The following is a 26,441-nucleotide window of genomic DNA, read 5'->3' on the forward strand; positions in this document are numbered from 1 at the left end:
GGAGAGGGGATATGACAACATCTTGGCGATTTTCCGCGCTGGCAGACCGGCACCGGGCGATGGGCTCGGCGCTGGAGGACTGGTCCGGCATGGGCACAGCTTGGAGCTATGACAAGGATCAGGAAGAAGAATATCTGGCCATCCGCACCAAGGCGGGGTTCATGGATGTGTCGGGCCTGAAGAAGGTGCATGTTGTCGGCCCGCACGCCTTTCACGTCATCGACCGCGCGACAACGCGTAATGCGGACAAGATCAAGCCGGGGCGCAGTTCCTATGCGACCATGCTCAATGATGAAGGCAAGTTCGTTGATGATTGCGTGATCTATCGCACTGGCCCCAACAGCTATATGGTGGTGCATGGCGCTGGGCAGGGCCATGAGCAACTGACCATGGCCGCGATGGGGCGCGATGTGGACATCCGCTTTGACGACAACTTGCACGACATCTCGCTGCAGGGGCCGATGGCCGTGGATTTTCTGGAAGCGCAAGGCGTGCCGGGCATCCGTGATCTTGCCTATTTCTCGCATACTCAGACAATGCTCTGGGACAAGCCGGTGATGATTTCGCGCACTGGCTACACGGGTGAACGCGGGTATGAGATTTTCTGCCGCGCGCAGGATGCGCTGGAAATCTGGGATTCGCTGGTCGAGAAAGGCGCGCCAATGGGCATTATCCCCACGCGCTTTACCACGCTAGACCTGTTGCGCGCCGAAAGCTATCTGCTCTTCTTTCCCTATGACAATTCCGAACAATATCCTTTCGAGAATGAAAAAGGCGGCGATACGCTGTGGGAACTGGGCCTTGATTTCACGGTATCCAAGGGCAAGATCGGCTTTCGCGGTGCGGAAGAGCATTACCGCCTGAAGGGCAAGGAGCGCTTCAAGATTTACGGCGTGAAGCTGGAGGGCACGACGCCCGCCGAAGAAGGTGCTGCGCTGATGAAAGACGGCAAGCAGGTCGGCGTCGTCACAGTGGGCATGTATTCCTCGCTCAACAAGCACAATGTTGGCATTGCCCGGATGCCGGTGGATTGCGCTGTCGATGGCACTGCGATGGTCGTCAAAAACTCTGATGCCGAAATCCCATGCGTTGCGCATTCGATGCCGTTCTATGACCCGGACAAGAAGCGCCGCACGGCAAAAGGCTAAGTCCCATCCGGGCGCGGCACCCATGCGGGGCCGCGCCCTTTTCACAACCAGACCGTAAAGGAGTGCTGCCCGGATGAGCAGGTTTACCTTTCCCCCGTCCATACCCAGTCGGCCTGTTTATGGCACACTTGCCCCGCGCGAAGCCGCGCAACATCTGATGGTGGCCGATGCCGAGGGCGCAGAAGCGCTGTTGGATCTGGCCGCAGCCGCGCCTGAGATCATGGCGAAAGCGCATGTGATCTATATTCCGCGCAATGCAGGCGAAGCGTTGGTCGAAAAGCTGCGCGCGACGGGGCCGGACATCCTGCATGTCAGCCCCAGCTACCTTGCCAGTGTGCCAAGGTTGCGCCGGGTTCTGTCCGATACCGTGATGGGGGCTCAGGTCTATCTGGCGGGCACCGAAGGGTTGATCGGGCAGGCGATGAATGAGGCGTTGCAGGCAGGTATCCCGCTGGCGGCCATTCAGACCGAGCATCGCGGATCAGTGGCGCGGCGGGTGCAATGCGTGCATTGCAAGGGCATTACCGAGGATGTGATGACCGATCCGTTTGTATGCAGTCATTGCGGGCTGAACCTGTTTGTGCGCGATCATTATTCGCGCAGGCTGGCGGCGTTTCAGGGGGTCTGCATCGACGCCGAAGACCCAGGCGAGGTTCCGGAACCGGTGGAGTTGTACAAATGAGCGCAGGCACACAGAAAATTCCCGTTATCGTCACAGCCAAGGTGCCATTGAACGAATTGGTCACCCGGTTCGAGTTTCAGCATGCCGAGGGCGGCAGCTTGCCGCCGTTTTCGGGTGGGGCGCATACGGTGGTTGAAATGCAGGACGGGGACAAGACGCGCCTGAACCCCTATTCGCTGATGTCCGACCCGATGGACCCCAGCCATTACGCGATCTCAGTGCGGCGCGACGATCAGGGGCGCGGCGGGTCCGTCTTCATGCATGACAAGGTGCAGGTGGGCGACCGGATGGTGATCAGCTACCCGGTAAACCTGTTTCCACTGGACCTGACCGCAAAAAAACACCTGATGTTCGCGGGCGGGATCGGCATTACGCCGTTTCTGTCGCAAATCCGGCAGCTTGAACGGATCGCGGGACGGTTTGAGCTGCATTATTCGGTGCGCAGCGCGGCGCTGGCCAGCTATGCAGAAGAGCTGACCACGCGCCACCGCGCCCATGTGCATGTGTATCATGACGATCAGGATGAGCGTATAGCGCTGGCCGATCTTTTGCGCGGCCAACCCCCCGGCACGCATGTCTATATCTGCGGCCCGCGCGGCATGATCGATTGGGTGCGAGAGACAGCGGCTGATCTGGGCTGGCCTGATGCAGCGGTGCATTATGAGGAATTCCTTGCCCCTCAATCCGGCAAGCCCTTTGATGTGCAACTGGCCGCATCCGGCAAGACGGTCACCGTTGGCGAACATGAAAGCCTGCTGGAAGCGATCGAGCGCGCGGGTGTGGATGCGCCCTATATGTGCCGTGGCGGGGCTTGCGGGCAATGTGAAACCCGCGTGATCCGCCATGATGGTACGCTTTTGCACAATGATCACTGGCTGGAAGATGACGAACACGCCAGTGGAGAGAAAATCATGCCCTGTGTCAGCCGTTTTGAAGGCAAGACACTGGTGCTGGACCGATAACAGGGGGCTGCCATGACCATCCAGTTCAATGACGAGACATTCCGCGACGATTACACCTTCCGCAACTCGGATTGGGCGATCAAACGCTTTCCCTTTCCGTTCCATGAGGACAGCTACATGTATTCGGTCAATATGGAACAGCATCGCGGCGGGCCAGAAGGGTCGGTTTTCGAGAAGCGCTTTGATGTGGATGAACATTACATCTCGGAAATGCGCGACCGGGCGATCGTGCTGGCGGAAGACCCCCTGCGCTGCCAGTCGTTGCCGCATATGACCTTGGCAGGCTGGGACTTGCTGGAACTGATCATGGTCAGCAAATCCGAAGACTATCCCGACCTGTTCGAATTGCACCGCAATGGCGATAAATGGCGCTGGATCAACAAGCCCTTAGGCATTGATGATACATTCACCTTCATGGATGATGCCAGCCTGCCCTATGGCCCAATGGAATATATCACCCGGCAGGCGCAGGGTGATTTTGCAGTGCTGGACCAGCGCGAAAACAACCTTTGGATGGATGCGGGCATGGTCACCACACAGGCCGACTGGTCGCTGGATTTCGATATTGGGATGAACTTCTTTGAATGGCACGCGCCGGTGCCGCGCGCGCATGAAATGGGGGTGTTCAAACGCGCGTTGAAATTCTTGCTGAATATTCAGCAAGGCAGCCCCGCGCGGCGGCTGAACTGGACCATGACGGTCAACCCGCTGCTGGACACAAGCCCCGAGAATTACCACAAATGGGGCGTGCAAAAGACCAGTTTGATGCCAGAGAATATCGGGCGCAAACAACATCTGCGCGTGGAATTGCAGACCTTCTACCGCCTGCCAAGGTCCAACGCGCTGGTCTTCCCCATCCGCTGCTACCTGATCGCGCTGGACGATCTTGTGACTGTGCCGAAATGGGGCCGCCGGTTGCACCGCGTTATTCGCGACCTGCCGGAAGATTTGGCCACTTACAAAGGTTTCATTCGCAACCGGCCCATGATCCTTGATTACCTGTCGCAATATGACGACGGCAAGCCCACCTCACCCGGTATCTGGCCCGATCTGGAAACCGAACCACCACTTGAAAAATAGGTCAGCCGTTTTGCGGATAGGCGATGATCGACAGATAGCGCGCGGGCAGCCGCTCCAGCCCTTCGGGGCCGTGGGGGGCGTCGGCGTCGAAAAACAGCGTGTCGCCGGGGCACAGATGGTAAAGATTGTCACTGTGGCGATAAAGAAGCTCGCCCTCCAGCATATAGATCGTCTCGATCCCGCCATGCTGAAAGGTCGGGAAAATATCGGATTCGGTGCTCAGCGTGATCAGGTAGGGTTCGACCATGACCCCGCTGGCATTGGCCCCGATATGGCCCAGCAGGTTATACTGGTGGCCTGCCCGCGTCCCCGCGCGCTCTATCTCGACCCCTTCACCGGCCTTGGTATGGACCGCCTCACGATGTTCTTCAAAGCCGCGAAAAAAGGATGTCAGCGGCACGCTAAGCGCATGGGCCAGCGTTTGCAGCGTGGTCAGGGAAGGCGATGTGTTGCCATTCTCGATCTTGGACAGCATCCCGATGGACAGGCCCGTGAGCGCGGCGAGCTCCGCGACCGTCATGCCTTTTTGCCGACGAAACGCGCGCACTTCGCGCCCGATCGCAACTTCCAGCACCTTTTCCCGTTCATCGCGAATGCGATGTGGGTCTTGCATCAAAGGGGTTTTGCTGTCTTTGCTGTCGATCGGTTTTGTGGCCTCGGGCATGTTTACTCCAGAAAAATGACGACCGAATACATCGCAAATGCGCGCGACTGGTCAGGGATACAAGTTTGATGTTTCATGAGAGCAGCCTTCGAAGCAACCGAAATGATGATATTCATCTGGGTTTCCTGATCTTTCCGGGCTTTCCGATGGCCTGCCTGACCTCGATGATAGAACCATTGCGCGCGGCGAATGAAATCGCAGGCCAATCCGCCTTTCGCTGGACGCTGATCTCCGAGGCTGGCAGCGCCGTTGAAAGCAGCGCAATGGTGGCCTTTCACCCCTCGGCTGATCTGCACGCTGCGCAGGATGTCGATTATCTGATCGTGCTAAGCCCGCCTGATGCGCGGTTTGACAACCCGCGCGCCGGAAATGGTGCCCTGCGAGCGTTGGAGCGCCATGGCGCGGTTCTGGGTGGGGTAAGTGGCGGAGTGTTCGTGCTGGCGCGGGCCGGGCTGATGGAAGGGCATGTCACCTCGGTGCATTGGTGTTATGCAACCGCCTTTGCCGATGAATTCCCCGATTGCGCCACAACGGATGAGGTCATCATGCCCGACCGGCGGCGGGTGACAATATCGGGGGCTGCGGCCGGTTTTGATTTTTCGCTGATGCTGATCGAGCAGCAGCTTGGGCCAGAGGTCATGACCGAAGTTGCGTGCTGGTTTCAGCACCCGCTGGTGCGGGGCGAGGGCGTGCGCCAGAAAATACCGGCGATGCGCGTTGCCTCCACATCGGATATGTTCCCTGACCCGGTGGCAGGCGCAATGCGCCTGATGTCCGAAAATCTGGAGGACCCGATTGGCATTGCGGATATCTGCGAACAGATCGAAATCTCTCCTCGGCATCTGGAGCGGTTGTTCAAGAAACTGACCGGCAAGACGCCGCTGTCCTATTATCACAGCCTGCGCATGACATCTGCGCGGCAACTGGTGATGTATTCCAACCGCTCAATGCGCGAGATCGCGCAGGCGGTGGGGTATACAACCACAAGTCCGTTCCGACAGCGCTACGCTGAGGTTTTCGGGCTGTCACCCGATGAGGACAGGCGCAAGATCAACATGTTTCGGGCGCGTGCGAACAGCCCTTTGCCAAGTGCGCCGCCGCTTGGTGCACCTTTGCCCTAATTCCCGGCGGCTGCGCCTGTGGCAGGGCGCGGGATTGAGTATTTGAAGCAAGAAAATGTTTCTGGCTGGAGTCCGCGACGTTGACGCGAAGCTGTGAGCGGGGCGGGCCGCCCGCAAATGATTCGTCTTAAAGACATGTTTTCTGCCCTAGTGCGGAATTCAGGCCGATTTCCTGATCTGGTCTGGTCCGATTTTTACCAAAATGGCGCAATTTTTGCATTTTAAAGAAAAATATATTCTTTAAATGCAAATTTTGTTTTGGAGAATGCGAATTCTGGGTCAGAATTTGGGTGTTCCCATCGCTGAGCAGAGTGGTCGGGAACCAAACAGGACCAGTTCCGGTAGATCGGTTTTCTGCTGGTGCGGGCGATAGGGCGCAAAGCCCGGAATTCTGAACCCAACGGGACAGGGAGAACCTCATGTCACTTAACCTTGCAGCGGTTCATGCTGATCAGGTCAGTCTGAACTCACTCGTACAAAACCTCGTCTATGCTTCGGGCACAGTGGGCGCGATAATGGTCGTTGTCGGTCTGCTGATGATTGACGCAGGAACCACACGGCACAAAAACCTTCTGACCTCGACCGTCGAGAAGCTGATGGGCTTCTTCATTGGCTTTGCTGTCTATTTCCTGATCGGCTTTTCGCTATGGGCCGCGCAATACTACATTATCGAAGATGCGACGCTGGGCGATTCCATCGCGGATTGGTGGATGGGCGGCGGAATGGTGAATGCGCGCGCGCATGAAGTCTCGCCAGACATTTTTCCGGGGCTGAACAATTTCCAGATCTTCGTGTTCTTTCTGGCCTGCTTTGCCGGGATCATCAATGTGCTGTTGCATTTTGCAGTGGCCGAACGGATGAAGGCTGCGGCCTATTTTATCCTGTGTATTGCGGCAACGCTGGTGTCCTCGGCGCTAAGCTGGGCAACATGGGGGTCGGTGGGGCCCTTGACCAACCCTGGGTTCCACGACTTTTTCGGGGTTGGTTTTGTGTACCTGTTCCCGGCTGGCATGGCGCTGGTCTTGGTGCCGCGACTGGGTGCGCGCCCGGGCATGTTTGCCCCCCATCCCAAGGTGCCAAGCTATAACGCGCCAAGCATCGGGCTGGCGGCGACAGGGCTGATGACGATTTTCGCTGGCCTGCCGATGGTCATTCTGTCCTGTCTGTTCTTTTTCGACCCGGAGGCGCTGGCGGTCAGTGTAACCATGGCCAATACAAGTGTGGGCATCGCGTTTAACAATTACGGGTTGTCATGGGCTGGCGGCGCGCTTTCGGGCCTGTTGATTGCCTACAAGACCCGCAATTATGCCTATACGTTGCTGGGCCCGCTTGCAGGCTATGTTGCAGGGGCGTCGGGTTTTGATGTCTATCTGCCGTGGCAGATGTTCCTTGTTTCACTCGGTGCGCCATTCGTTGCATGGGCGGTGTATGAGTTCACCCTCAAGCGTGGAATTGACGAGCATAAGCTGTTCCCGCTGTTTCTGGGGGCGGGGTCATATGGTCTAGTCATGCTGGGGGTCTTCAAGGCTGGCACACCGCGCGGTGGGTATCTGGGCATAGAAGAGGGCGCTTATGCCTTTCAGCATGGCCAGATCGGTATCGTGATGCAGGTTGCGGGCACGCTGGCCTGTATTGGTGCAGGCGCTGTGACGGCGTTGGTCGTGGGGCTGATTCTGGAAAAGACGATTGGTTTGCGCATCAGTGAAGAGGCGCAGGCCGATGGGTTGGACAAGCTGGCCTGGGATGTGGAGCATGATGGCGACTCCATCGTGCTGACGCCGGGCGAGTAACCGCGCTGATTGTGCTGCCCCGGGCTTTTCTTCCCGGGGCAGCGCGTCTTGCAATCGTGGTGGCTGGCAATCTGCTGTCCTTCGTCCTATGTCGTGATCGATCAAATTCGTGGCGCATTGTCTGAAGCTTGTGCATCTGGTGCGGCGCGGGATATGATGGGGCAGACGAAAGGTTGCAGGGCGCATGACCATCAGGTTGAAGGCAGACGAGATTTCAGGCCATTCCGTTGGCGGAACGGTGCAGGTTGTCATTGACACTCTTTTTTCCAAGATCAAGTCTGAAGAATATCCCCTCGACACGCGCCTGCCAAGCGAGCGTTCGCTTGCCGCAGACCTTGGTGTGTCGCGAAATACCGTGCGCGAGGCGTTGGATGTGCTGGAAAGCCACAAGGCGATCCGGCGCAGGCCCGGCAGCGGCAGTTTCGTGATCTGGCAAGCCAAGCCAGAAGCGCGCTCTGAGCCTGATAGCGTGGCAGAACGCACCAGCCCGCTCGACCATCTGGTTGTCCGCAGCATTCTGGAGCCGGAGATGGTGCGCCTTGCCACCATCAACATGAGTCCGCGTGATCTGGATGAGCTGGATGAAATCGTTTCCGAGATTGAGCAGGTGCGGACGGATGTAAATGAATTCGTCACCTGCGAAGAAGCGTTTTATCGCAAGATTGCGCAGGGTACGCGCAACCCTTTGCTGGAATCCTGTTACGAGTTGACGATTGCTGTGTGCCGCCAGAGCTTTCGCACAGCCCTGATGCGTCGGCATCTGACGCCTGACCGGATTGAGGGGTATCAGAAACGCTATAACACGTTGTTCAATGCGATTTCGTCGCGCGATGTGGAAGCGGCGGTTGAGTTCATCAAGCTGCATCTGATCGAGGAGCAGAAACTGCTGCTGCACGAAACTGAATAGTGTTCCGCATCTGACACGAGGGGCTGTCATGAGCCTCTATAGCTGGCTTTGCGGGAGTTTTAAGACATAGCGAGGCCGGGTGCAAAGCCGCGTAGCGTCGGGCCGCGGTGCGGCGATCCGCGGTTGAATATGTGGCACTTTATGCTGGCCAAATTCGTGCAAGATCAGATCATTGCGCTGGTGGCAGCCCAATCGCCGTGCCGGGGGGGCGGCCCGGCGATGCGCGGCGGCCTTCGGCCTTGATTCCGCGCCGGTCTAAGACTGCAGCGCCCCTTAAACCCGTCACAAGGTATCTTTTGTCAGGTGCTGAACAACTAGGTGCACATTCCGGTAGTTCTGGGAAGAGCGGGGCGACCCAAGCTGCGAAACATGGTCACGAAATATGCGGTTTCACGCAGGTTTTACCGCCAGTCGGACTTGCCGAAAATTGCCTCGGCTTCGGCTGTGCCTTTGGGGCGCAGGGTCAGCAGACCCGCGCGCCGCTCTATCAGGTCGCGATCATGCGCGCGCAGGATGGCAGCGCGTGCGCGCGGCGCGGGCCATCGCAAATGCTCGACCAGGGCACGCTGGGTGTTCTCTTCGGCCATTTGCGGGGTGTCCTGATGCGTGAACAGATGCGCCACAAGCGCGCGGCAATCATGATCCAGCCGTTTGCTGCGCCAACTGAATGCCTGTGCGATCAGGCCGCGCTCGGGGGCGAACAGCAACGCCAGGGCAAACCAGACGCCGGTCATGCTGGCCATCATGCCCGCAATGGACACGTTCCACCAGATGGCCAGCAGATAGCCAGCCACGCAGGCCGCCACAGACACCCCCACAGCAAGCACCACCATCAGCCATAATCGCCGGGTCAGCAGATAGGCCGTCGCAGGCGGAACGATGACAAAGGCGATAAACAGGATCGCGCCCACCGCATCGAATGCGGCCACTGCGGTCACGCTGGTCAGGGTCAGCACCGCGTAATGCAGCACCCCCGGAAGAAACCCGAGCGCTGCGGCAAGTCCCGGATCGAACGTGGTCAGTTTCAGTTCCTTCCAGAACACAAGCACAAAGGCCAGATTGACCACCAGCACCGCGCCCAGTGTGACGACGGCGACAGGCACATTCACGCCCCCGATCACAAGGGTATTCAGCCAGACAAAACCGATCTCGCCCAGAAGGACGGTTTGCACATCTATATGCACATCGCGTGCATGGATCGAGATCAGCAGCACACCTGCGGCAAACAGCGCCGGGAAAACCAGGCCGATGGCAGCATCCATCTTGACCAGCCGCGACCGCGCCAGAAGTTCTGACAGCACGACGGTCAGCACCCCGGTCAGTGCTGCGCCCAACACCTGAACCGGCCCAGACATATGCCCGGTCATCAACCAGACCACGATAATACCGAACACGATAGAGTGGCTGATGGCATCGGTCAGCATTGCATTGCCGCGCAGCACCAGAAATGACCCAAGCAAAGCGCCAGACAGGCCGACAAGAATACCTGTCAACACGATCATGGCAGGAATGGAGCCGAAGAAAGAGGCGATCATTGCGTGCCCTCGTCAGACTTCGGACTGTGTTTGCCAGACAGGGCGGCGGCCTCGATATGGCCTGCGGCGGTTAGTTCCCAATGCGGTGTGGTTTCCGGTGGATGGGTGACAGGCTGGATCAGCCCGCGCTGTTCCAGCGCCGCAATCGTGGCAGAGGGCGCGCGTGTGCCAAGGGCCGCTTCCAGCATTCCCTGTTCGGCCGGGTAGTTTGCGTCACTATGCGCAGCGGCAAGACCTTGCAATGTGGTCAGGACACGACCATCGCTGATGCGCGCGCGGGCGCGCCGTTTCGCCAGCGCCTGCCAGATCAACCCGCGCTGCGGTGCGAAAAGAAGTGAGACGATCACGATGCCGGTTGCGATCAGCACCACCACCGGCCCTGTCGCAAGACCGCGCGAGGCGGCGCTGATCAGCGCGCCTGCCGCGCCAGAGGCCGCGCCGATTACTGCCGACAGCACCACCATTGGCCCCAATGTCCGTGTCCACTGCCGCGCGGCCGCCGCTGGCGCGATCAGCAATGCGACCATCAGCACCACGCCCACCAATTGCAGCCCGACCACAATGGCCAGCGCGACCATCACTGTCAGCACGGCTTCCAGTCCTGTCACCGGAAACCCTTGTGCGCGGGCGAAATCGGCATCGAAGCTGACAAGCTTGAATTCTTTCCACAATGCCAGCACCAGTGCCAGTGCAGTCAGCCCGATCCCGCCCATGATCCAAAGATCGCTGCGCAGGATCGCCGCTGCCTGACCGAACAGGAAGCTGGCAAGCCCCGCGCTTGCAGCGCCCCCCTGACCCTGCACCCAGCTAAGCAGCACAACACCTACCGCAAAGAATACGCTTAATACGATCCCCAGCGCGGCATCGGTTTTCAGTGTTGTGCGCCGGACGATCAGCATCATCACCAAGGCGGCCAATGCACCTGTCACAAAGGCCCCCATCAGGATACTGCCCAGATCGCGTGTGCCTGCAATGATGAAGCCAAGGCAGATACCGGGCAGTGCTGCATGTGACAACGCATCGCCCAGCAGGCTTTGGCGGCGTAACACGGCGAATGCGCCCAGCATCCCGCTGATGGCCCCCAGTATCGCCGCGCCCATCAGCACCGTGCGGACAATCCCGCTGGAGAGAAGGTCAGCCAGCGCGCTCACATGTTGCGCCCTTCGGCAGGTGTGGCGATCATGGCAAGCTGGCGGCCATAGGCGGCGCGCAGATTTTCGGGTGTGTAGACTTCAGACATCGGCCCTTGGGCGATGATGCGCACATTCATCATGACCAGCCAGTCAAAATAGCTTTGCACGGTTGTCAGGTCATGATGCACGACGATGATCGTGCGCCCTTCGTCGCGCAGACGTTGTAAAAGCGCGATGATCACGGCCTCTGTCGCGGCATCCACACCTGCCATTGGTTCGTCCAGAATCAGGATCGGGGCATCCTGCACAAGGGCGCGCGCAATAAAGACGCGCTGTTGCTGGCCGCCGGAAAGCTGGCTGATCTGGCGGTCCGCGTAATCCTGCATGCCAAGTTCGGCCAAAGCGGCCAATGCCTTTTTGCGTGCATGCGCGCCGGGCCGGCGCATCCATCCAAGCTGATGGTACAGCCCCATTTCGACCACATCGCGCACCGTTGTCGGGAAATCCCAATCGACGCTGTGGCGTTGCGGGACATAGCCGATCTTGCCGCGCATCTGTGCCACGGGGCGGCCCAGAAAGCGCACATGCCCGGCCACAGGTCGCACCAACCCTAATGCGGTCTTTATCAAGGTGGATTTGCCCGCGCCATTTGGGCCGACAATGGCGCACATCACCCCGGGCGGGATATTCAGGTCAATGTCCCATAGCGCGGGTGTCGCGCCATAGCTGACGGTGATATCCTCTATATGCAGCGCCTGATCCGGTTCGTGCAGGGTGGTGTCATGCATTGTCATGCCCTTGGCTGCGGCACGCGCAAGGCGTCCCGATGGCGAATGAGCCTGTCTTTACAGCATTCAGTCTGCAATGTCCCATTCCTGCGCCCAGTCCTGCAACGCCTCTGGCCAGTCGGGCACAGTGCCACCAAGGGCATGGGTCACGGTTACGGTATTGGCGCGGATCATGCCGATATATGTGCCCGCTGCCGTGCCATCGTCGCCCAGAGCATCCGAGAACAACTCGCCGCCGATTTCCACATCATGCCCCTGCGCCTGCACCTCGGCTACAAGGGCTTCGATGGTGCGCGGGTTGATTGTGGTTTCGACAAATACGGCAGGAACCGCGCGCTCTATGACAAAGGCCGCAACATCGCGGATATCGCCTATGCTGGCCTCGGACGCTGTGGAAATCCCTTCAATCGCCTCAGAGGCTTCGATCCCATAGGCGTCGGCAAAATAGTAGAATGCGTCATGGGCGGTGACCAGCAGGCGCTGGCCTTCGGGGATAGAGGCGATGGCCGCGCCAACCCAGTCGTGAAGCGCGTCGAGTTGGGTTGTATAGCGCGTGACATTGGCGGCCATATCATCTGCGCAATCTGGGCGAAGTGCTGCGATTTCATCGGCAATGACGGGCGCGATGCGCGCCCAGCGGCTGACATCCATCCACAGATGGGGGTCCATCGTGCCCGGCGCATCCGGGTCTTCAAGCAGGTTTTCCGGGCCGAATGTGGCCCCGGCCAGCCCAAGAGTGGGCGTGCGGTTGCGGAAGTTATCCAGAATATCGGCAAGGCGTTCTTCAAGGCTGCGATCGACATAAAAAATCAAGTCTGCCTGCGCCAGTGCATCCACATCACGCGGTGTTGCCGAAAAATAATGCGGGTCGGTGCCGGGGCCGATCAGGGTCGTCACCTCGGCGCAGGTGCCTGCAACATTCTGCACGACATCGCCCACCATTCCGACCGTTGCCAGAACATTCAGTGGCGTGTCCTGAGCCTGCGCGGGCAAAGCGATCGCGGAAAGGGTCGCGATTAGGGCGGCCTTGGTGTGAAGCGGTGGCACAACTTCCTCCAGTAAATGGGTGTACATTCTTTACCTAGTTATATGCTAATGAAAATCGTTTGCAACAAGGAATTCCGAAATGCCAGATATTTGTTATAAGGTATCAAGTCCAGCGTTGGTGCGTCCGCAATCCCAGACAGTAAACAGCCGCGCATCTGGCAAGACGCGCGGCTGGGTTCGCAATGGAAATTCTGTTGACGAGGTGCGCTGGCTTATTCTGCCGCGTGCTGAAGTGCGCGTACGCCGATTTCACCCTCTTCCCGTGCCTTGATCGCCATGACAGCGGCATGGCTGCCTGCTGCTGTCGTGTAATAGGGGATCTTGTCATAGAGCGCGACCGCGCGAATTTCACGACTGTCTTCGATGGCTTGCGCGCCTTCGGTGGTGTTCAGAACCATCACGATCTCTCCGCTTTTCAGCAGATCAACAATGTTGGGCCGGCCCTCATAGACCTTGTTGACCACCTCGCAGGTGACATCTTGCGCGCGCAGCCATTCGGCTGTGCCGTTTGTGGCAACAATCTCGAACCCAAGAGCGGTCAGCGTCTGCGCGGCTTCCAGCATCAGCGCGCCCTTGTCATAATCCTTGATCGACAGGAACACCCGGCCGCCTTCTGGCAGGGTGACCCCCGCGCCAAGCTGCGCCTTGTAGAACGCGCGCGAGAAGTTGCGCGCCCAGCCCATCACCTCGCCGGTCGAGCGCATTTCCGGGCCCAGAAGCGTATCAACACCGGGGAACCTTGCAAATGGCAGCACCGCTTCCTTGACCGAGAACCACGGCGTCTGCGGATCGGCCAGTGTCATCGGGTCGCCCATCGGCATCGGCTCAGAGGGCGCGACATTGGCGGTGATCGGCGCGCGCAGCGGGAAGTTCGACAGTTTCTCACCGGCCATCAGCCGCGCCGCGATGGAGGCAATGGCGCTATCTGTCGCCTTGGCGACAAACGGCACTGTGCGCGACGCGCGCGGGTTCACTTCCAGCACATAGATTTCGCCGTCCTTGATGGCGAATTGCACATTCATCAGCCCAACCACATTCAGCCCGCGCGCCATGGCTTCGGTCTGCACGCGCAATTCGGCAATAATCTCGGGGCTAAGCGAATAGGGCGGCAGCGAACAGGCACTGTCACCCGAATGAACGCCCGCTTCCTCGATATGCTGCATGATGCCCGCGACATGGACATTTTCGCCATCACACAGCGCATCCACGTCCACCTCGACCGCGCCGATAAGGTAGCTGTCCAGAAGCACCGGATTCTTGCCAGAAACCACCACCGCTTCGCGGATATAGCGTTCCAGATGCGCATCATCGCGCACGATTTCCATCGCGCGCCCGCCCAGCACATAGGACGGACGGATCACCAGCGGATAGCCGACTTTTGCTGCAATCTCGAACGCCTGGTCGCGCGAAGAGGCAATTCCGTTGATCGGCTGGCGCAGCCCCAGATCATTCAGCAGCGCCTGAAAGCGTTCGCGGTCCTCTGCCAGATCAATCGCATCCGGGCTGGTGCCAAGGATCGGGATGCCTTCGTCCTGCAAGGCATTGGCCAGCTTCAGCGGCGTCTGCCCACCAAATTGCACGATCACACCGTGAAGCGTGCCGTTCTCTTGTTCGACGCGCAGAATCTCCAGCACATGTTCCAGCGTCAGCGGCTCAAAATACAAGCGGTCAGATGTGTCATAATCGGTCGAAACCGTCTCGGGGTTGCAGTTGATCATGATCGTCTCGTAGCCGACATCGGTCAGTGCGAAACAGGCATGGCAGCAGCAATAGTCAAATTCGATTCCTTGCCCGATCCGGTTCGGGCCACCGCCCAGAATAACGACTTTCTTGCGCTCAGACGGGCGCGCTTCGCATTCGACCTCGCCCATGACGGGCGATTCGTAGGTTGAATACATATATGGGGTCTGCGCTTCGAATTCGGCGGCACAAGTGTCGATCCGCTTGAACACAGCATTCACGCCCAGATTGCGGCGTGCGCGGCGGACCTGACCTTCGTCGCGCCCGGTCAATGCCGCAAGCCGTGCATCGGTGAAGCCCAGCATCTTGAGTGTGCGAATTCCATCGCTTGTGACGGGCAGCCCGTCGCGTTTGATCTCTGCCTCGGCATCCATGATTTCGCGGATACGGTCCAGAAACCAAGGGTCAAACGCCGTGGCGGCCTGAATCTCGTCATTGGACAACCCCTCGCGCATGGCCTGCGCGATCAGGCGCAAGCGGTCGGGGGTCTGTGCGGAAATGGCCTTGATGATCGCGGCGCGGTCGGGTGCACCGGGAATTGCAATCTCGTCAAAACCCGAAAGGCCAGTTTCCATGCTGGCCAGCGCCTTTTGCATCGATTCGTGGAAAGTCCGGCCAATCGCCATAGCTTCGCCGACAGACTTCATGGCGGTTGTCAGTTCTGCTTTCGATCCGGGGAATTTTTCGAATGCGAAACGCGGGATTTTTGTGACGACATAATCAATCGTCGGCTCGAACGAGGCGGGTGTTACCTTGGTAATGTCATTGTCCAATTCGTCCAGTGTGTAGCCGATGGCCAGCTTAGCCGCGATTTTTGCAATCGGAAAACCTGTCGCCTTGGATGCCAGCGCGGATGAACGCGATACGCGGGGGTTCATCTCAATCACCACCATGCGCCCGTCTGCCGGGTTGATCGCCCATTGCACATTCGATCCGCCGGTTTCCACACCAATCTCGCGCAGCACGGCGATAGAGCCGTTGCGCATGATCTGATATTCCTTGTCCGTCAGGGTCAGGGCAGGGGCCACAGTGATGGAATCGCCCGTATGCACGCCCATCGGGTCCACATTCTCGATGGCGCAGACGATAATCGCATTATCGGCGCGGTCGCGCACGACCTCCATCTCGAATTCTTTCCAGCCCAGAAGCGATTCATCTATCAAAATCTGCGCAACCGGCGATGCGTCGAGGCCAGAGCGGCAAATGCGTTCATAATCGTCGCGGTTATAGGCCACGCCACCGCCTGTACCGCCAAGGGTAAAGGCGGGGCGGATGATCGCGGGCAGGCCGACATATTCGATGGCCTCCATCGCGGCGGCAACACCCGCATTGATGTCATACTTGCCGCTGTCCAGTTTGGGCGCTGCGATGATCGTGGCCTTGGGGTTTTCCAGCCCGATCCGGTCCATCGCTTCGCGGAACAGTTTGCGGTCCTCGGCCATTTCGATGGCCTGACGGTTTGCGCCGATCAACTCGACCCCGAATTTATCCAGCACGCCCATATCGGCCAGGGCCAGCGATGTGTTCAGGCCGGTTTGCCCGCCCATTGTCGGCAGCAGCGCGTCGGGGCGTTCCTTTTCGATGATCTTGGCAACAATCTCTGGTGTGATCGGCTCGATATAGGTTGCATCGGCAAGGCCGGGGTCCGTCATGATCGTGGCCGGGTTTGAATTGACGAGAATCACCCGATACCCTTCTTCGCGCAGCGCTTTACACGCCTGCGCCCCCGAATAGTCGAATTCGCAGGCTTGCCCGATCACAATCGGCCCTGCGCCAATGATCATGATGGATTGGATGTCGGTTCTTTTTGGCATGACGGACCCCTGACTGACCTGCGCGCGCGACCGCCCCACTGCCGCAAGGGCCGGGGCGCAAATTGTGCGCGTTATAATCAAGGGCTGTCCCGGCGCAAGGGTTGATGCAGGAAGTTTTGCACAGATATCGCAGCGACTGCCGCAACGAGGGTTGGGGAAACAGTGTTCAGCGCCTTACACTAGAGATGTAGTGGCGGTTTTAAGGGCTGTGCTGGCGGTGGATGGTTTTGGTAAGCCGCGCAGCGTCGGGCCGCGGTGCGGCGAGCCTTCCTTGAATCTGAAGCGCTTTATGCTGGCCAAACCCTTGCAAGATCTGATCTGAGCGCTTGGGACAGCCAAATCGCCGTGCCGTGGGGGCGGCCCGGCGATGCGCGGCGGGCTGATGCCCTTGATTCCGCGCAGAAAGTGTTTGAACGGTAGAATAGTCCCGTAGCACAGACTTTTGCCTCTTATGGTTGCACCTTGTGTCAGGCGCGAAGCGACTAGCCCCGGCTGTCGATGCTGCGTGTGGCAAGTGGCAAGGTCGCCGTCTTGCGGGCAAAGCGCTGGGACCAAAGCTGACCAAGTGCCTCCATTTCTTTATACAGCAGGTTCTCATGCGCAGAAAGCCATTGGGGAATCGATTCGAAGCTGACAATGCGTGCTTTGCCCTTTTGAATGGTCACAACGGGCCAGTCCCCGACCAGCGCATTGTCGATCCCGAACAGGCTTTCTCCCCACCATTGCGCCGGGCCGAACGCATGGCTGACCCGGCCCATCTGTTTCATGGCGGCCATGACCGATGGCGTGCCAAGCGCGCCGACCTTTTCAACCGCGGCGTGCCAGATGTCGAGGATGGCAGCATATTCCCAGCTTACCGCGCTCCAACTGTCGGGAAAGCGGCGTGTGTATTCGTGGAAAAACAGGCTGGGTTGGTTAAAGAAGAACGCCTTTTCTGCCAGTGCCGGATCGTCGAAATCGGGAAACTGGAAAACCGCGCCTTCCATGAAGCTGGGCGATGTGCGCGCCACAAGCCGGTCATACTGGTCCATTGTGCAAGATAGAATCTGACCGTTAAAGCCCTGAGCATAGGCATATTCGGTCATGGCGTGCACCATCGGGGTATAGCTGGTGCACCAGCACAGAATATCCGCGCCAGCATCCAGCATCGGCTGTACGATCGTGGCAATATCGGTGCTGTCGGGGGTATACTGGATTTCCTTGCAAACCTGCATACCAGCAGCGGCAAAGGCTGCGCGATAGGTCGCAAGGGATGGCAGGCCAAGCGCGTCGGTCTGGCTGCAAAGCGCAACCTTTCGTAGCTCCGGGCGGGTCTTGGCCAGCCATGAGACGCCGGTGACATTATAGACCGGATGCACCTCTGACGGGGCGATCAGATAGCGGCTGTCGGGGGACAGGTCGCTTGTCAGCAGGGTGGCTGTCAGCACCTTGTTGCTGTTCAGAAAGCTGCGCAGCGGGGTAAAGCTGTCGCCCCCCAGCATCATCAGCAGGGAAACCTTGTCAGACAAGACCAGTTTGCGCGCGCCCTCCAGCGCCTGTTCGGCGTCATAGCCGCAATCCTCGGCAATGATCCGCACCGGATAACGGCGGCCCTGAATAAGCGCCCCGCCTGCGGCATTCAGCCAGTCTTCCCACAATCGGCAGCCATTCAGGCCCGGTTGCCCCCAGGACATGGCTGGCCCTGACAAAGGCACCAACATGCCGATCCTGATTTCCTGCGCCATGCCAACCCGGTAGGACGGCAACTGGCTGCGCATGGCGATCTGATGTGCAAAACTTGAACCGATCATACCCCGATTTAGCACAGGAATTAGAACAGGCTATGCAGGAAATGCGCGTGGCGTGTGAAATTAATATTCCTATAGTGAAAACCAGTTGACAGATTGGTTCTATCTGGCGCAGGTTTGGTACAGCCAAAATGTATAATTGGTCCCCCGCCTTCCAGCACGGAGTTGAACATGACAGGTAAACGAATAGCGATCATCGGGGCAGGCCCGTCAGGTTTGGCGCAGTTGCGCGCCTTTCAGTCTGCTGCCGCGAAGGGTGAAGAGATTCCCGAAATCGTCTGCTTCGAGAAGCAGGACAATTGGGGCGGTCTTTGGAATTACACATGGCGCACCGGACTGGATGAGAATGGTGAACCGGTCCATTGCTCGATGTATCGTTACCTGTGGTCGAATGGCCCAAAAGAAGGGTTGGAATTCGCGGATTATTCCTTTGAGGAACATTTCGGCAAGCAGATTGCCTCTTACCCGCCGCGCGCAGTCCTGTTCGACTACATCGAGGGGCGCGTGAAAAAGGCCGGGGTGCGCGACTGGGTGCGGTTCAACACCGCTGTGCGCTGGGTCGAGTTTGACGAGGACAGCGGACTGTTCACCGTTACGGTGCATGACCATGCCAAGGATCATGTCTATTCGGAAACCTTTGACCATGTGATCGTTGCTTCTGGCCATTTCTCGGTGCCGAATGTGCCGCATTATCCGGGCTTCGAATCCTTTAACGGGCGGCTGCTGCATGCCCATGATTTCCGCGATGCGCGCGAATTCTCGGGCAAGGATATTCTGGTCATGGGCTCATCCTATTCCGCAGAGGATATCGGGTCACAGTGCTGGAAATATGGCGCGAAATCGATCACATCTTGCTACCGTTCGGCGCCTATGGGGTTCCACTGGCCAGACAATTGGGAAGAGAAGCCCGCGCTGGAACGGGTTGAAGGCAATACCGCCTATTTCATCGACGGGACCTCGAAACATGTCGATGCGATTATTCTGTGCACGGGCTACAAGCATTTCTTCAACTTCCTGCCCGACGATCTGCGCCTGAAAACTGCTAATCGGCTGGCCACGGCGGACCTGTATAAAGGGGTTGTCTGGGTGCATAACCCCAAGCTGTTTTATCTGGGAATGCAGGACCAGTGGTTCACCTTCAACATGTTCGACGCGCAAGCCTGGTGGGTGCGCGACGCGATCATGGGCAAGATCGAAATTCCGGCAGATAAGGAAACACTGCTGGAAGATGTGCGCGAACGCGAAACCCGCGAAGAAGCGGACCCGGATACAAAATACGCGATCACCTATCAGGGCGATTACATCAAGGAACTGGTGGCGGAAACCGATTACCCATCGTTCGACATTGATGGCGCATCCGAAGCGTTCTTTGAGTGGAAGAAGCACAAGGCCAAGGACATCATGGCGTTCCGGGACAATTGCTATCGCTCGGTGATCACAGGCAGCATGGCGCCGGTGCATCACACGCCATGGAAGGACGCGCTTGACGACAGTATGGAAAGCTATTTGCAGAACTGACGCAAAGAACGGCAGCGTCGAGCCAAGCATCTTGGCGCTGTCAGCGTCTTTGTCGCTGGGCTAAGACATGCCCTCTCAGGCGGAGTGCTGCGTTTCATCTGCTATGGTGTGCACGCTGTCAATCGCCACCAAAAGCGCGGCCAACCCGCGCTCTAACGCGGCGCGGTCTGTTTCGGGCATGGCTTGCAGAATGCCGCTTGCCTGCGTTTCGACCTGTGGCAAGATTTCTGCAAACAGCGCCTTACCCTGTTCGGTGCAGCTATATAACCGCAGGCGGCGATCACTCGCCGCGATTGCGCGCGAAATCAGCCCTTTCTCTTCCAGCCTTTGGGCCGCGCGGCTGACCTGCACCTTGTCAAGCGTGGTGCGTTGCCCCAATTCGAGCGAGGACATCGCATCCACCCCGGCCAGCAGAAACAACAACCGCCACTCTTCCCGGCTAAGGCCATATCGGCGGCCATAGACTTTCATCAGGGAACGAGAGAATGCCTCAGCGGCGATGGCCAGCCGATAGGGGAAAAACCCGTCTAACTGCACGATATCCTTCATGGCAAAGCCCCTTGCTGCGTCACATGCCATTCCCGTCGCGCGTTGGCATTTCACTTGGCCACCATATCCAGAATCATTGCATTTGCAACAAAATCGGGCCGCTCAAGTAGTGGATTGAGCCTGCCTGTTGAGCGGCTGACGCGCAAAATGTTATGGCGTCAATGCCGCCGCATCCCCAATGGCAGCAAAGTGTATTGTTGCGTCCTGCAATAATGTCGTACAAGCTGCGCTGCCAAAAGCTGCCAAGACAGGACCGCATATGCATTCTTATGAGTATCTCGCCCTTCCCGCACCGCTTCGGGGTCAGAAGATCAAGGGGCTGAAAACCCCGGCCGAACGTTACGCGCATGAGTTGACGACACTTCTGAATGACCTGTCGTCCGAGGGGTGGGAATATTGTCGTAGTGAGTGCCTGCCAAGCGAAGAGCGCAAGGGGCTAACCGGCAAGACCGTCGTGCAAAACCACCTGCTGATCTTTCGCAGGCCCAAGCCTGAACAACTGGCAGAACATGTGACGAGCGCTGACACATCCCGGACTGTGGCAGAGCCGCGCCAGGATGCGATCGAACCGCCCGCTATAGAAAGCCCAAGCGCGGACAGGCCCATCCATGACAGCCGCAGAGAGCCGATGTTCGCCTCAACCCGAAGGGAAGAGTGACGCCGCGCCCTTGCCGGGGTCAGGCGTCAATATCCAGCGCCAGGGCATGGATGCGCCCCACCAGATCAGCGCCAAGTGCCGCGTGAACCGCGCGGTGGCGTTGCAGGCGTGACATGGTTGCAAAGCGTGGCGCGCGGATCTTGACGTTGAAATGCGTTTCGCCCCCCTCGCGCCAGCCGCCATGTCCGCGATGGCTTTCGCTGTCATCCTCAACACTCAGGTGTTCAGGGGCAAATGCATCATTTAGTCGCGCCTCGATTTCTTCACAAAGTCGCATCACAGTCGTCTTCCCTCTTCAATCATCCGGCAAATATATCTAGACTGCTGCCTCCGGATCGGAAAGGGGCAGGCGCCCGTTTTCGTCCGGCGCTCGAATTCACTGGCCGTACAGGATAACGCATGGACCGCAAACCACTTTTCGATTTTGACATCCGCGCCTCTACCGACAAGAAGAAACGCTCGCGCGGGCGCCGTGGCATGTCTGGCGCATGGGAAACGTCTGTGCGGCAATGTGAACATCCGGGCTGCACGGAAGATGGCAAATACCGCTGCCCGAAATCGCCTGATCTGCTGACGGAATATATCTGGTTCTGCAAGGATCATGCCCGCGAGTACAACCTGAAGTGGAACTATTTCGAGGGGCAGACCGAGGCCGAGATGATGGACGAGATGGAGCGCGACAGGGTTTGGGGCCGGTCCACCAAGCCATTGGGGCGCGATGATGAACGTCTGGCATGGCAGCGTCTGGGTATTGAAGACCCGCATCAGGTGCTGGGCGACAAGGCCACGCAAAACCCCGGCAGAGAATCGCGGATGGGGGGCACGCGCAAATTGCCGGCGACAGAACGCAAGGCGCTGGAAATCCTCGATGCACGTGACAGCTGGTCGCGCACAGAGATTCGCAAACAGTACAAAAGTCTGGTCAAGGACCTGCACCCGGACAGGAACGCAGGCGCGCGCACTGATGAAGACCGGCTACAGGAAGTTGTCTGGGCCTGGGACCAGATCAAGGATAGCCGAAACTTCCGCGATTAAGGCGCAGCTTGCCCAGACACTGGGCAAGACGTTGCGGCATGTCATGAAGCAGTGGCTTTGCGCTGCCGCTATCTTGCGCATCAACTGTGCCTTCGAGTTCACGCAGCACGCGCAAATCTTCAAGGCGCCGGATCTCGACGCCGTTTGGACGCGCGATGTGTGCATGTGGTGATGTGTCTGACATGGCAACCCCCTGCAATGACGTCGACTCAGTGTTACCCACCTATGTTAAAACAGTATGACACAAGCGTTCTGAAGTGCTGCATGGAAAAAATCTGTAAATGTGAAGTTTTCCCTCTTGCGGCGCGAAGGGATAGTTTGTACATCGCGCTCACCCAAAGGATGCGGGCGTAGCTCAGGGGTAGAGCATAACCTTGCCAAGGTTAGGGTCGTGAGTTCGAATCTCATCGCCCGCTCCAATCAAAAAGACCGTTGCCTTCCGGCAACGGTCTTTTTGCTTTTAACGCTCTCTGTGATGCGGTGAAAAATTAACTTTTGAGTCTTTTTGCGCACTTACATGGCACAGCTTAACGTCAAGCTAATTTTCCTCGCGCCGATCACAAAAATGCGTTGACGACCCCCCATTCAATACGCCAGATTGTGGCAGTACTCAGGGCACCCACTAAATCTGGTACGCGGTAGCGAGTAACTTAGCGCAATTGCAGGTAAACCAGAGGGAATCGGGGCAGGAATTAGGGAAAACCTACACGGGTTGCCAGTCGTCTGACTGGTAAGGGAAGCATCTGTGCTATCCCCCTATGTCTGTCCATGTCTTGAAACGCTTGTGTCCGGGCTTGCCCGGAATATCCAACTGAACAAAAGGGGCATCTGGCAGATGATTATCGAGCGGCATTTCACCAAGAGCGGACAAGACGCATATGCGTCGCTGGACTTCACCACCACGGTTTCGGAAATCCGCAACCCTGACGGGACGGTTGTTTTCCGCAATGATGCTGTGGAAGTGCCGCAAAGCTGGTCGCAAGTCGCGTCAGATGTCATCGCGCAGAAGTATTTCCGCAAGGCGGGCGTCCCTGCGCGCCTGAAGCGAGTCGCGGAAGAGGGCGTGCCGGAATTCCTGTGGCGCTCGGTCGCGGATGAGGCCGCGTTGAAAAAGCTGCCGGAAGAAGAGCGCTATGTCGGCGAATCATCGGCCAAGCAGGTATTTGACCGGCTTGCTGGTGCATGGTGCTACTGGGGCTGGAAGGGCGGCTATTTTGCGACAGAAGCAGATGCGCAAGCCTATTTCGACGAAATGCGCTTCATGCTGGCCGCGCAAATGGCGGCCCCCAACAGCCCGCAGTGGTTCAATACCGGTCTGCATTGGGCTTATGGCATTGACGGGCCAAGCCAGGGCCATTTCTATGTGGACCCCTTCACCCATAAGCTGGTGAAATCGAAGTCAAGCTATGAACACCCTCAGCCGCATGCCTGTTTCATCCAGTCTGTCAGCGATGATTTGGTTAATGACGGCGGTATCATGGATCTTTGGGTGCGCGAGGCGCGCCTGTTCAAATATGGTTCCGGCACCGGAACCAACTTCAGCTCGCTGCGTGGGGAAGGCGAGAAACTGTCGGGCGGCGGTAAATCCTCTGGGTTGATGGGTTTCCTTAAAATCGGTGATCGCGCTGCTGGCGCGATCAAGTCGGGCGGGACCACGCGCCGCGCGGCAAAGATGGTTATCTGCGATATGGACCATCCTGATATTGAGGAATTCATCAACTGGAAGGTGATCGAAGAACAAAAGGTCGCCTCTCTTGTTGCCGGTTCCAAATTGCACGAAGCACGTCTGAATGAAATTTTCGGCGCAATTCGTGCATGGGACGGCAGCACAGAGGATGCCGTTGACCCGACAAAGAACCCCGCGCTGAAGGCGGCCATCAAATCTGCCAAGAAATCCATGATTCCCGAAACCTATGTCGGGCGCGTTCTGCAATATGCCCGTCAGGGGTATGACAGCATCGAATTCCCGACCTATGACACCGATTGGGACTCCGAGGCGTATATCACTGTCTCTGGCCAGAATTCGAACAATTCGGTGCGGGTGACCGACGCCTTCCTGAAGGCCGTCAAGGATGATGCCGATTGGGAATTGCTGCGCCGCACAGATGGCAAGCCCGCCAAGACCATCAAGGCCCGCGATTTGTGGGATCAGGTCGGCCATGCGGCATGGGCCTGTGCCGATCCGGGCATCCAGTTCCACGACACAGTCAACGCATGGCACACCTGCCCTGCCGATGGGGCGATCCGTGGGTCGAACCCCTGCAGCGAATACATGTTCCTGGATGACACGGCTTGTAACCTTGCGTCCATGAACCTGCTGAAATTCTATGACAGCAAGTCGTTCAACGCCGAAGGATACATGCACGCGACCCGCCTATGGACAATTACGCTGGAAATCAGCGTGATGATGGCACAATTCCCGTCCAAGGAAATCGCGCAGCGGTCCTATGAATTCCGCACGCTGGGGCTGGGTTATGCCAATATCGGCGGTCTGCTGATGAATATGGGTTATGGCTACGACTCGGCGGAAGGGCGCGCGCTATGTGGTGCGCTGACCGCGCTGATGACAGGCGTCAGCTACGCAACCTCGGCCGAAATGGCCAGCGAATTGGGCGCCTTCCCCGGCTACAAGAAGAACGCCGACCATATGCTGCGCGTGATCCGCAATCACCGCCGCGCTGCCTATGCCGATGACAGCTATGAGGGGGTGAATATCGCGCCGCTTGCACTGGATGGTAAGAATTGCCCTGATGCGCGGCTGGTCGAAATGGCCCGCGCAGCATGGGACGAAGCCCTCAGCCTGGGCGAGCAGCATGGCTACCGCAACGCGCAGGCAACCGTGATCGCGCCAACGGGCACAATCGGCCTGGTGATGGATTGCGACACAACCGGGATCGAGCCTGATTTCGCGCTGGTCAAGTTCAAGAAACTGGCCGGTGGCGGGTATTTCAAGATCATCAACCAGTCGGTCCCGGCCGCCCTACGCAAACTGGGCTATCGCGAGTCGGAGATTGGCGAGATCATTGCCTATGCGGTTGGTCATGGCAGCCTTGGTCAGGCACCCGGCATCAACCATACCAGCCTGCTGGGCCACGGGTTTGGCGAGGCCGAGATCCAGAAGATCGAAGCGGCGCTGCCTTCAGCCTTCGACATCCGCTTTGTCTTCAACCAGTGGACATTGGGCGAGGCATTCTGCCGCGAAACGCTGGGCATTCCGGTGGCAGAGCTGAACAACCCCGGTTTCGACCTGTTGCGCCATCTGGGCTTCACCAAGGCACAGATCGATGCGGCCAATGACCATGTCTGCGGAACCATGACGCTGGAAGGTGCGCCGCATCTGAAGCCAGAGCATTACAGCGTGTTCGATTGCGCCAATCCCTGCGGCAAGAAGGGCACGCGCTATCTCTCGGTCAACAGCCACATCTACATGATGGCCGCGGCGCAAAGCTTCATCTCTGGCGCGATCTCCAAGACGATCAATATGCCCAACTCTGCCTCGATCGAGGAAACGCTGGCAGCCTATGAGTTGTCATGGTCGCTGGGGATCAAGGCCAACGCGCTCTATCGTGACGGCTCCAAGCTCAGCCAGCCGCTGGCTGCGGCCCTGATCGAAGATGACGAAGAGGCCGAAGAAATCCTCGAATCCGGCAGCCAGCAGGAAAAGGCGCAGGTTCTGGCCGAAAAGATCGTCGAGAAGATCATCGTCAAGGAAGTGGTGCGCCGCCACCGCGAAAAACTGCCAGAGCGCCGCAAGGGCTACACACAAAAAGCCATTGTCGGCGGCCACAAGGTCTATCTGCGCACGGGCGAATACCAAGATGGCAAACTGGGCGAGATTTTCATCGACATGCACAAGGAAGGTGCCGGCTTCCGCGCGATGATGAACAACTTCGCCATCGCCGTATCGGTTGGCCTGCAATATGGCGTGCCGCTGGAAGAATTCGTGGATGCCTTCACCTTCACCCGCTTTGAACCGGCAGGCATGGTGCAGGGTAATGACAGCATCAAGAACGCCACGTCGATTCTTGACTATATCTTCCGCGAACTGGCTGTCAGCTATCTGGACCGCACCGATCTGGCACATGTCAAACCGTCTGGCACGGCCTTTGACGACCTGGGTGCAGGCGAAAGTGAAGGGCTGAGCAATGTATCAGAGCCATCTGATGCAGCCGCGTCCCGCTCGCTGGAAGTGCTGCGTCAGATCAGTTCGACCGGCTATCTGCGCAAGCGGCTGCCGCATGAGCTGACAGTGCTTCAGGGCGGGCAGGCAACAACTGCTTACGCAACTGACGGCGCGACCGCAGTGGCGCTGGAAACCAGCCAGTCCGAAACCCTGACCGTCGCCACAATGGACCCCCGCGCCAAGGCCCGCATGCAGGGCTATGAAGGCGACCCTTGCGGCGAATGCGGCAACTACACGCTGGTGCGCAATGGAACCTGCATGAAATGCAACACTTGCGGCGGCACGAGCGGGTGTAGTTGA

21 protein-coding genes and 1 tRNA gene are annotated in these 26,441 nt (G+C 58.3%); 12 read left to right on the plus strand and 10 right to left on the minus strand.

What is annotated here, in order from left to right; genetic code table 11:
• The first annotated feature begins 11 nt into the window (after positions 1 to 11).
• From EV660_RS09795 to EV660_RS09810, 4 genes are all read left to right on the plus strand, one after another.
• A complete protein-coding gene (locus tag EV660_RS09795; protein WP_071479687.1) occupies positions 12 to 1,148 on the plus strand; it encodes an aminomethyl transferase family protein in 1,137 nt (378 codons plus the stop codon).
• A gap of 73 nt (positions 1,149 to 1,221) precedes the next feature.
• Positions 1,222 to 1,830, plus strand: coding sequence for a dimethylamine monooxygenase subunit DmmA family protein (locus tag EV660_RS09800; protein ID WP_071479686.1), 609 nt, complete (start codon positions 1,222 to 1,224; stop codon positions 1,828 to 1,830).
• Positions 1,827 to 2,792 (plus strand): PDR/VanB family oxidoreductase, encoded by a 966-nt coding sequence (locus tag EV660_RS09805; RefSeq protein WP_071479685.1) that lies wholly within the window; start codon positions 1,827 to 1,829, stop codon positions 2,790 to 2,792. The genes EV660_RS09800 and EV660_RS09805 overlap by 4 nt, the downstream gene beginning before the upstream one ends.
• A gap of 12 nt (positions 2,793 to 2,804) precedes the next feature.
• Entirely contained in the window at positions 2,805 to 3,872 is a 1,068-nt protein-coding gene (locus EV660_RS09810) for a heme-dependent oxidative N-demethylase family protein (protein WP_071479684.1), read from the plus strand.
• A 1-nt stretch (position 3,873) separates the two neighbouring features.
• Here EV660_RS09810 and EV660_RS09815 read toward each other — a convergent pair whose 3' ends face one another.
• Positions 3,874 to 4,536 (minus strand): helix-turn-helix domain-containing protein, encoded by a 663-nt coding sequence (locus EV660_RS09815; protein WP_071479683.1) that lies wholly within the window; start codon positions 4,534 to 4,536, stop codon positions 3,874 to 3,876.
• Between the two features lie 68 nt (positions 4,537 to 4,604).
• Here EV660_RS09815 and EV660_RS09820 point away from each other — a divergent pair, with 68 nt between their 5' ends.
• From EV660_RS09820 to EV660_RS09830, 3 genes are all read left to right on the plus strand, one after another.
• On the plus strand, positions 4,605 to 5,657 hold the full coding sequence (locus EV660_RS09820; RefSeq protein WP_071479682.1) for a GlxA family transcriptional regulator: 1,053 nt from the start codon (positions 4,605 to 4,607) through the stop codon (positions 5,655 to 5,657).
• 419 nt (positions 5,658 to 6,076) lie between these two features.
• Positions 6,077 to 7,447, plus strand: coding sequence for an ammonium transporter (locus tag EV660_RS09825; protein ID WP_071479681.1), 1,371 nt, complete (start codon positions 6,077 to 6,079; stop codon positions 7,445 to 7,447).
• A 184-nt stretch (positions 7,448 to 7,631) separates the two neighbouring features.
• Positions 7,632 to 8,354 carry a FadR/GntR family transcriptional regulator gene (locus EV660_RS09830; RefSeq protein WP_071479680.1) on the plus strand — a complete coding sequence of 241 codons (723 nt, stop codon included), beginning with the start codon at positions 7,632 to 7,634 and terminating at the stop codon, positions 8,352 to 8,354.
• A gap of 401 nt (positions 8,355 to 8,755) precedes the next feature.
• On the opposite strand, the gene EV660_RS09835 is transcribed toward EV660_RS09830, so the two are convergent.
• The 6 genes from EV660_RS09835 to EV660_RS09860 all read right to left on the minus strand — a co-directional run bounded on the left by EV660_RS09835 (position 8,756) and on the right by EV660_RS09860 (position 18,201).
• Complete coding sequence (locus EV660_RS09835; RefSeq protein ID WP_071479679.1) at positions 8,756 to 9,889, minus strand: metal ABC transporter permease; 1,134 nt, start codon at positions 9,887 to 9,889, stop codon at positions 8,756 to 8,758.
• Entirely contained in the window at positions 9,886 to 11,040 is a 1,155-nt protein-coding gene (locus EV660_RS09840; protein WP_071479678.1) for a metal ABC transporter permease, read from the minus strand. Before EV660_RS09840 ends, EV660_RS09835 begins: the two co-directional genes overlap by 4 nt.
• Positions 11,037 to 11,816 carry a metal ABC transporter ATP-binding protein gene (locus EV660_RS09845; protein ID WP_071479677.1) on the minus strand — a complete coding sequence of 260 codons (780 nt, stop codon included), beginning with the start codon at positions 11,814 to 11,816 and terminating at the stop codon, positions 11,037 to 11,039. The genes EV660_RS09840 and EV660_RS09845 overlap by 4 nt, the downstream gene beginning before the upstream one ends.
• A gap of 60 nt (positions 11,817 to 11,876) precedes the next feature.
• The gene (locus tag EV660_RS09850) at positions 11,877 to 12,884 is read right to left on the minus strand and encodes a metal ABC transporter solute-binding protein, Zn/Mn family (RefSeq protein WP_071479676.1); all 1,008 of its coding nucleotides are present in this window, start codon (positions 12,882 to 12,884) and stop codon (positions 11,877 to 11,879) included.
• Positions 12,885 to 13,069: 185 nt separating this feature from the next.
• Positions 13,070 to 16,411 (minus strand): carbamoyl-phosphate synthase large subunit, encoded by a 3,342-nt coding sequence (gene carB / locus EV660_RS09855; RefSeq protein WP_071481878.1) that lies wholly within the window; start codon positions 16,409 to 16,411, stop codon positions 13,070 to 13,072.
• A 482-nt stretch (positions 16,412 to 16,893) separates the two neighbouring features.
• Positions 16,894 to 18,201, minus strand: coding sequence for an ABC transporter substrate-binding protein (locus EV660_RS09860; RefSeq protein WP_071479675.1), 1,308 nt, complete (start codon positions 18,199 to 18,201; stop codon positions 16,894 to 16,896).
• 168 nt (positions 18,202 to 18,369) lie between these two features.
• On the opposite strand from EV660_RS09860, the gene EV660_RS09865 reads away from it, so the two are divergent.
• On the plus strand, positions 18,370 to 19,716 hold the full coding sequence (locus EV660_RS09865; RefSeq protein ID WP_071479674.1) for an NAD(P)-binding domain-containing protein: 1,347 nt from the start codon (positions 18,370 to 18,372) through the stop codon (positions 19,714 to 19,716).
• 75 nt (positions 19,717 to 19,791) lie between these two features.
• Here EV660_RS09865 and EV660_RS09870 read toward each other — a convergent pair whose 3' ends face one another.
• Positions 19,792 to 20,265: a MarR family winged helix-turn-helix transcriptional regulator gene (locus EV660_RS09870; protein WP_221232278.1), complete on the minus strand. Its 474-nt coding sequence runs from the start codon at positions 20,263 to 20,265 to the stop codon at positions 19,792 to 19,794.
• A 259-nt stretch (positions 20,266 to 20,524) separates the two neighbouring features.
• Between EV660_RS09870 and EV660_RS09875 the strand changes: the two genes are divergently transcribed.
• Positions 20,525 to 20,923 (plus strand): DUF4177 domain-containing protein, encoded by a 399-nt coding sequence (locus EV660_RS09875; RefSeq protein WP_134013985.1) that lies wholly within the window; start codon positions 20,525 to 20,527, stop codon positions 20,921 to 20,923.
• A 19-nt stretch (positions 20,924 to 20,942) separates the two neighbouring features.
• Here the strand turns inward: EV660_RS09875 and EV660_RS09880 are convergent, their stop codons facing one another.
• Positions 20,943 to 21,200, minus strand: a complete 258-nt coding sequence (locus EV660_RS09880; protein WP_071479672.1) for a BolA family protein — start codon at positions 21,198 to 21,200, stop codon at positions 20,943 to 20,945.
• 122 nt (positions 21,201 to 21,322) lie between these two features.
• Here EV660_RS09880 and EV660_RS09885 point away from each other — a divergent pair, with 122 nt between their 5' ends.
• A complete protein-coding gene (locus EV660_RS09885) occupies positions 21,323 to 21,958 on the plus strand; it encodes a J domain-containing protein (protein ID WP_071479671.1) in 636 nt (211 codons plus the stop codon).
• Here the strand turns inward: EV660_RS09885 and EV660_RS09890 are convergent.
• Positions 21,930 to 22,142, minus strand: coding sequence for a hypothetical protein (locus EV660_RS09890; protein WP_071479670.1), 213 nt, complete (start codon positions 22,140 to 22,142; stop codon positions 21,930 to 21,932). The two genes, EV660_RS09885 and EV660_RS09890, sit on opposite strands and share 29 nt — an antisense overlap.
• A gap of 160 nt (positions 22,143 to 22,302) precedes the next feature.
• Between EV660_RS09890 and EV660_RS09895 the strand changes: the two genes are divergently transcribed.
• Positions 22,303 to 22,377: transfer RNA gene (locus EV660_RS09895), tRNA-Gly, on the plus strand.
• A 416-nt stretch (positions 22,378 to 22,793) separates the two neighbouring features.
• Entirely contained in the window at positions 22,794 to 26,441 is a 3,648-nt protein-coding gene (locus EV660_RS09900) for a vitamin B12-dependent ribonucleotide reductase (protein WP_071481876.1), read from the plus strand.

It is taken from the genome of Roseinatronobacter bogoriensis DSM 18756 (genome assembly GCF_004366635.1).
GTDB lineage: Bacteria > Pseudomonadota > Alphaproteobacteria > Rhodobacterales > Rhodobacteraceae > Roseinatronobacter > Roseinatronobacter bogoriensis.

What these genes read in the sequence shown, in the direction of transcription:
- EV660_RS09795 (WP_071479687.1), top strand. Translation starts at nt 12, where the DNA reads ATGACAACATCTTGGCGATTTTCCGCGCTGGCAGACCGGCACCGGGCG.
- EV660_RS09800 (WP_071479686.1), top strand. Translation starts at nt 1,222, where the DNA reads ATGAGCAGGTTTACCTTTCCCCCGTCCATACCCAGTCGGCCTGTTTAT.
- EV660_RS09805 (WP_071479685.1), top strand. Translation starts at nt 1,827, where the DNA reads ATGAGCGCAGGCACACAGAAAATTCCCGTTATCGTCACAGCCAAGGTG.
- EV660_RS09810 (WP_071479684.1), top strand. Translation starts at nt 2,805, where the DNA reads ATGACCATCCAGTTCAATGACGAGACATTCCGCGACGATTACACCTTC.
- EV660_RS09815 (WP_071479683.1), bottom strand. Translation starts at nt 4,536, where the DNA reads ATGCCCGAGGCCACAAAACCGATCGACAGCAAAGACAGCAAAACCCCT.
- EV660_RS09820 (WP_071479682.1), top strand. Translation starts at nt 4,605, where the DNA reads ATGTTTCATGAGAGCAGCCTTCGAAGCAACCGAAATGATGATATTCAT.
- EV660_RS09825 (WP_071479681.1), top strand. Translation starts at nt 6,077, where the DNA reads ATGTCACTTAACCTTGCAGCGGTTCATGCTGATCAGGTCAGTCTGAAC.
- EV660_RS09830 (WP_071479680.1), top strand. Translation starts at nt 7,632, where the DNA reads ATGACCATCAGGTTGAAGGCAGACGAGATTTCAGGCCATTCCGTTGGC.
- EV660_RS09835 (WP_071479679.1), bottom strand. Translation starts at nt 9,889, where the DNA reads ATGATCGCCTCTTTCTTCGGCTCCATTCCTGCCATGATCGTGTTGACA.
- EV660_RS09845 (WP_071479677.1), bottom strand. Translation starts at nt 11,816, where the DNA reads ATGACAATGCATGACACCACCCTGCACGAACCGGATCAGGCGCTGCAT.
- EV660_RS09850 (WP_071479676.1), bottom strand. Translation starts at nt 12,884, where the DNA reads ATGTACACCCATTTACTGGAGGAAGTTGTGCCACCGCTTCACACCAAG.
- carB (WP_071481878.1), bottom strand. Translation starts at nt 16,411, where the DNA reads ATGCCAAAAAGAACCGACATCCAATCCATCATGATCATTGGCGCAGGG.
- EV660_RS09860 (WP_071479675.1), bottom strand. Translation starts at nt 18,201, where the DNA reads ATGATCGGTTCAAGTTTTGCACATCAGATCGCCATGCGCAGCCAGTTG.
- EV660_RS09865 (WP_071479674.1), top strand. Translation starts at nt 18,370, where the DNA reads ATGACAGGTAAACGAATAGCGATCATCGGGGCAGGCCCGTCAGGTTTG.
- EV660_RS09870 (WP_221232278.1), bottom strand. Translation starts at nt 20,265, where the DNA reads ATGAAGGATATCGTGCAGTTAGACGGGTTTTTCCCCTATCGGCTGGCC.
- EV660_RS09875 (WP_134013985.1), top strand. Translation starts at nt 20,525, where the DNA reads ATGCATTCTTATGAGTATCTCGCCCTTCCCGCACCGCTTCGGGGTCAG.
- EV660_RS09880 (WP_071479672.1), bottom strand. Translation starts at nt 21,200, where the DNA reads ATGCGACTTTGTGAAGAAATCGAGGCGCGACTAAATGATGCATTTGCC.
- EV660_RS09885 (WP_071479671.1), top strand. Translation starts at nt 21,323, where the DNA reads ATGGACCGCAAACCACTTTTCGATTTTGACATCCGCGCCTCTACCGAC.
- EV660_RS09890 (WP_071479670.1), bottom strand. Translation starts at nt 22,142, where the DNA reads ATGTCAGACACATCACCACATGCACACATCGCGCGTCCAAACGGCGTC.
- EV660_RS09900 (WP_071481876.1), top strand. Translation starts at nt 22,794, where the DNA reads ATGATTATCGAGCGGCATTTCACCAAGAGCGGACAAGACGCATATGCG.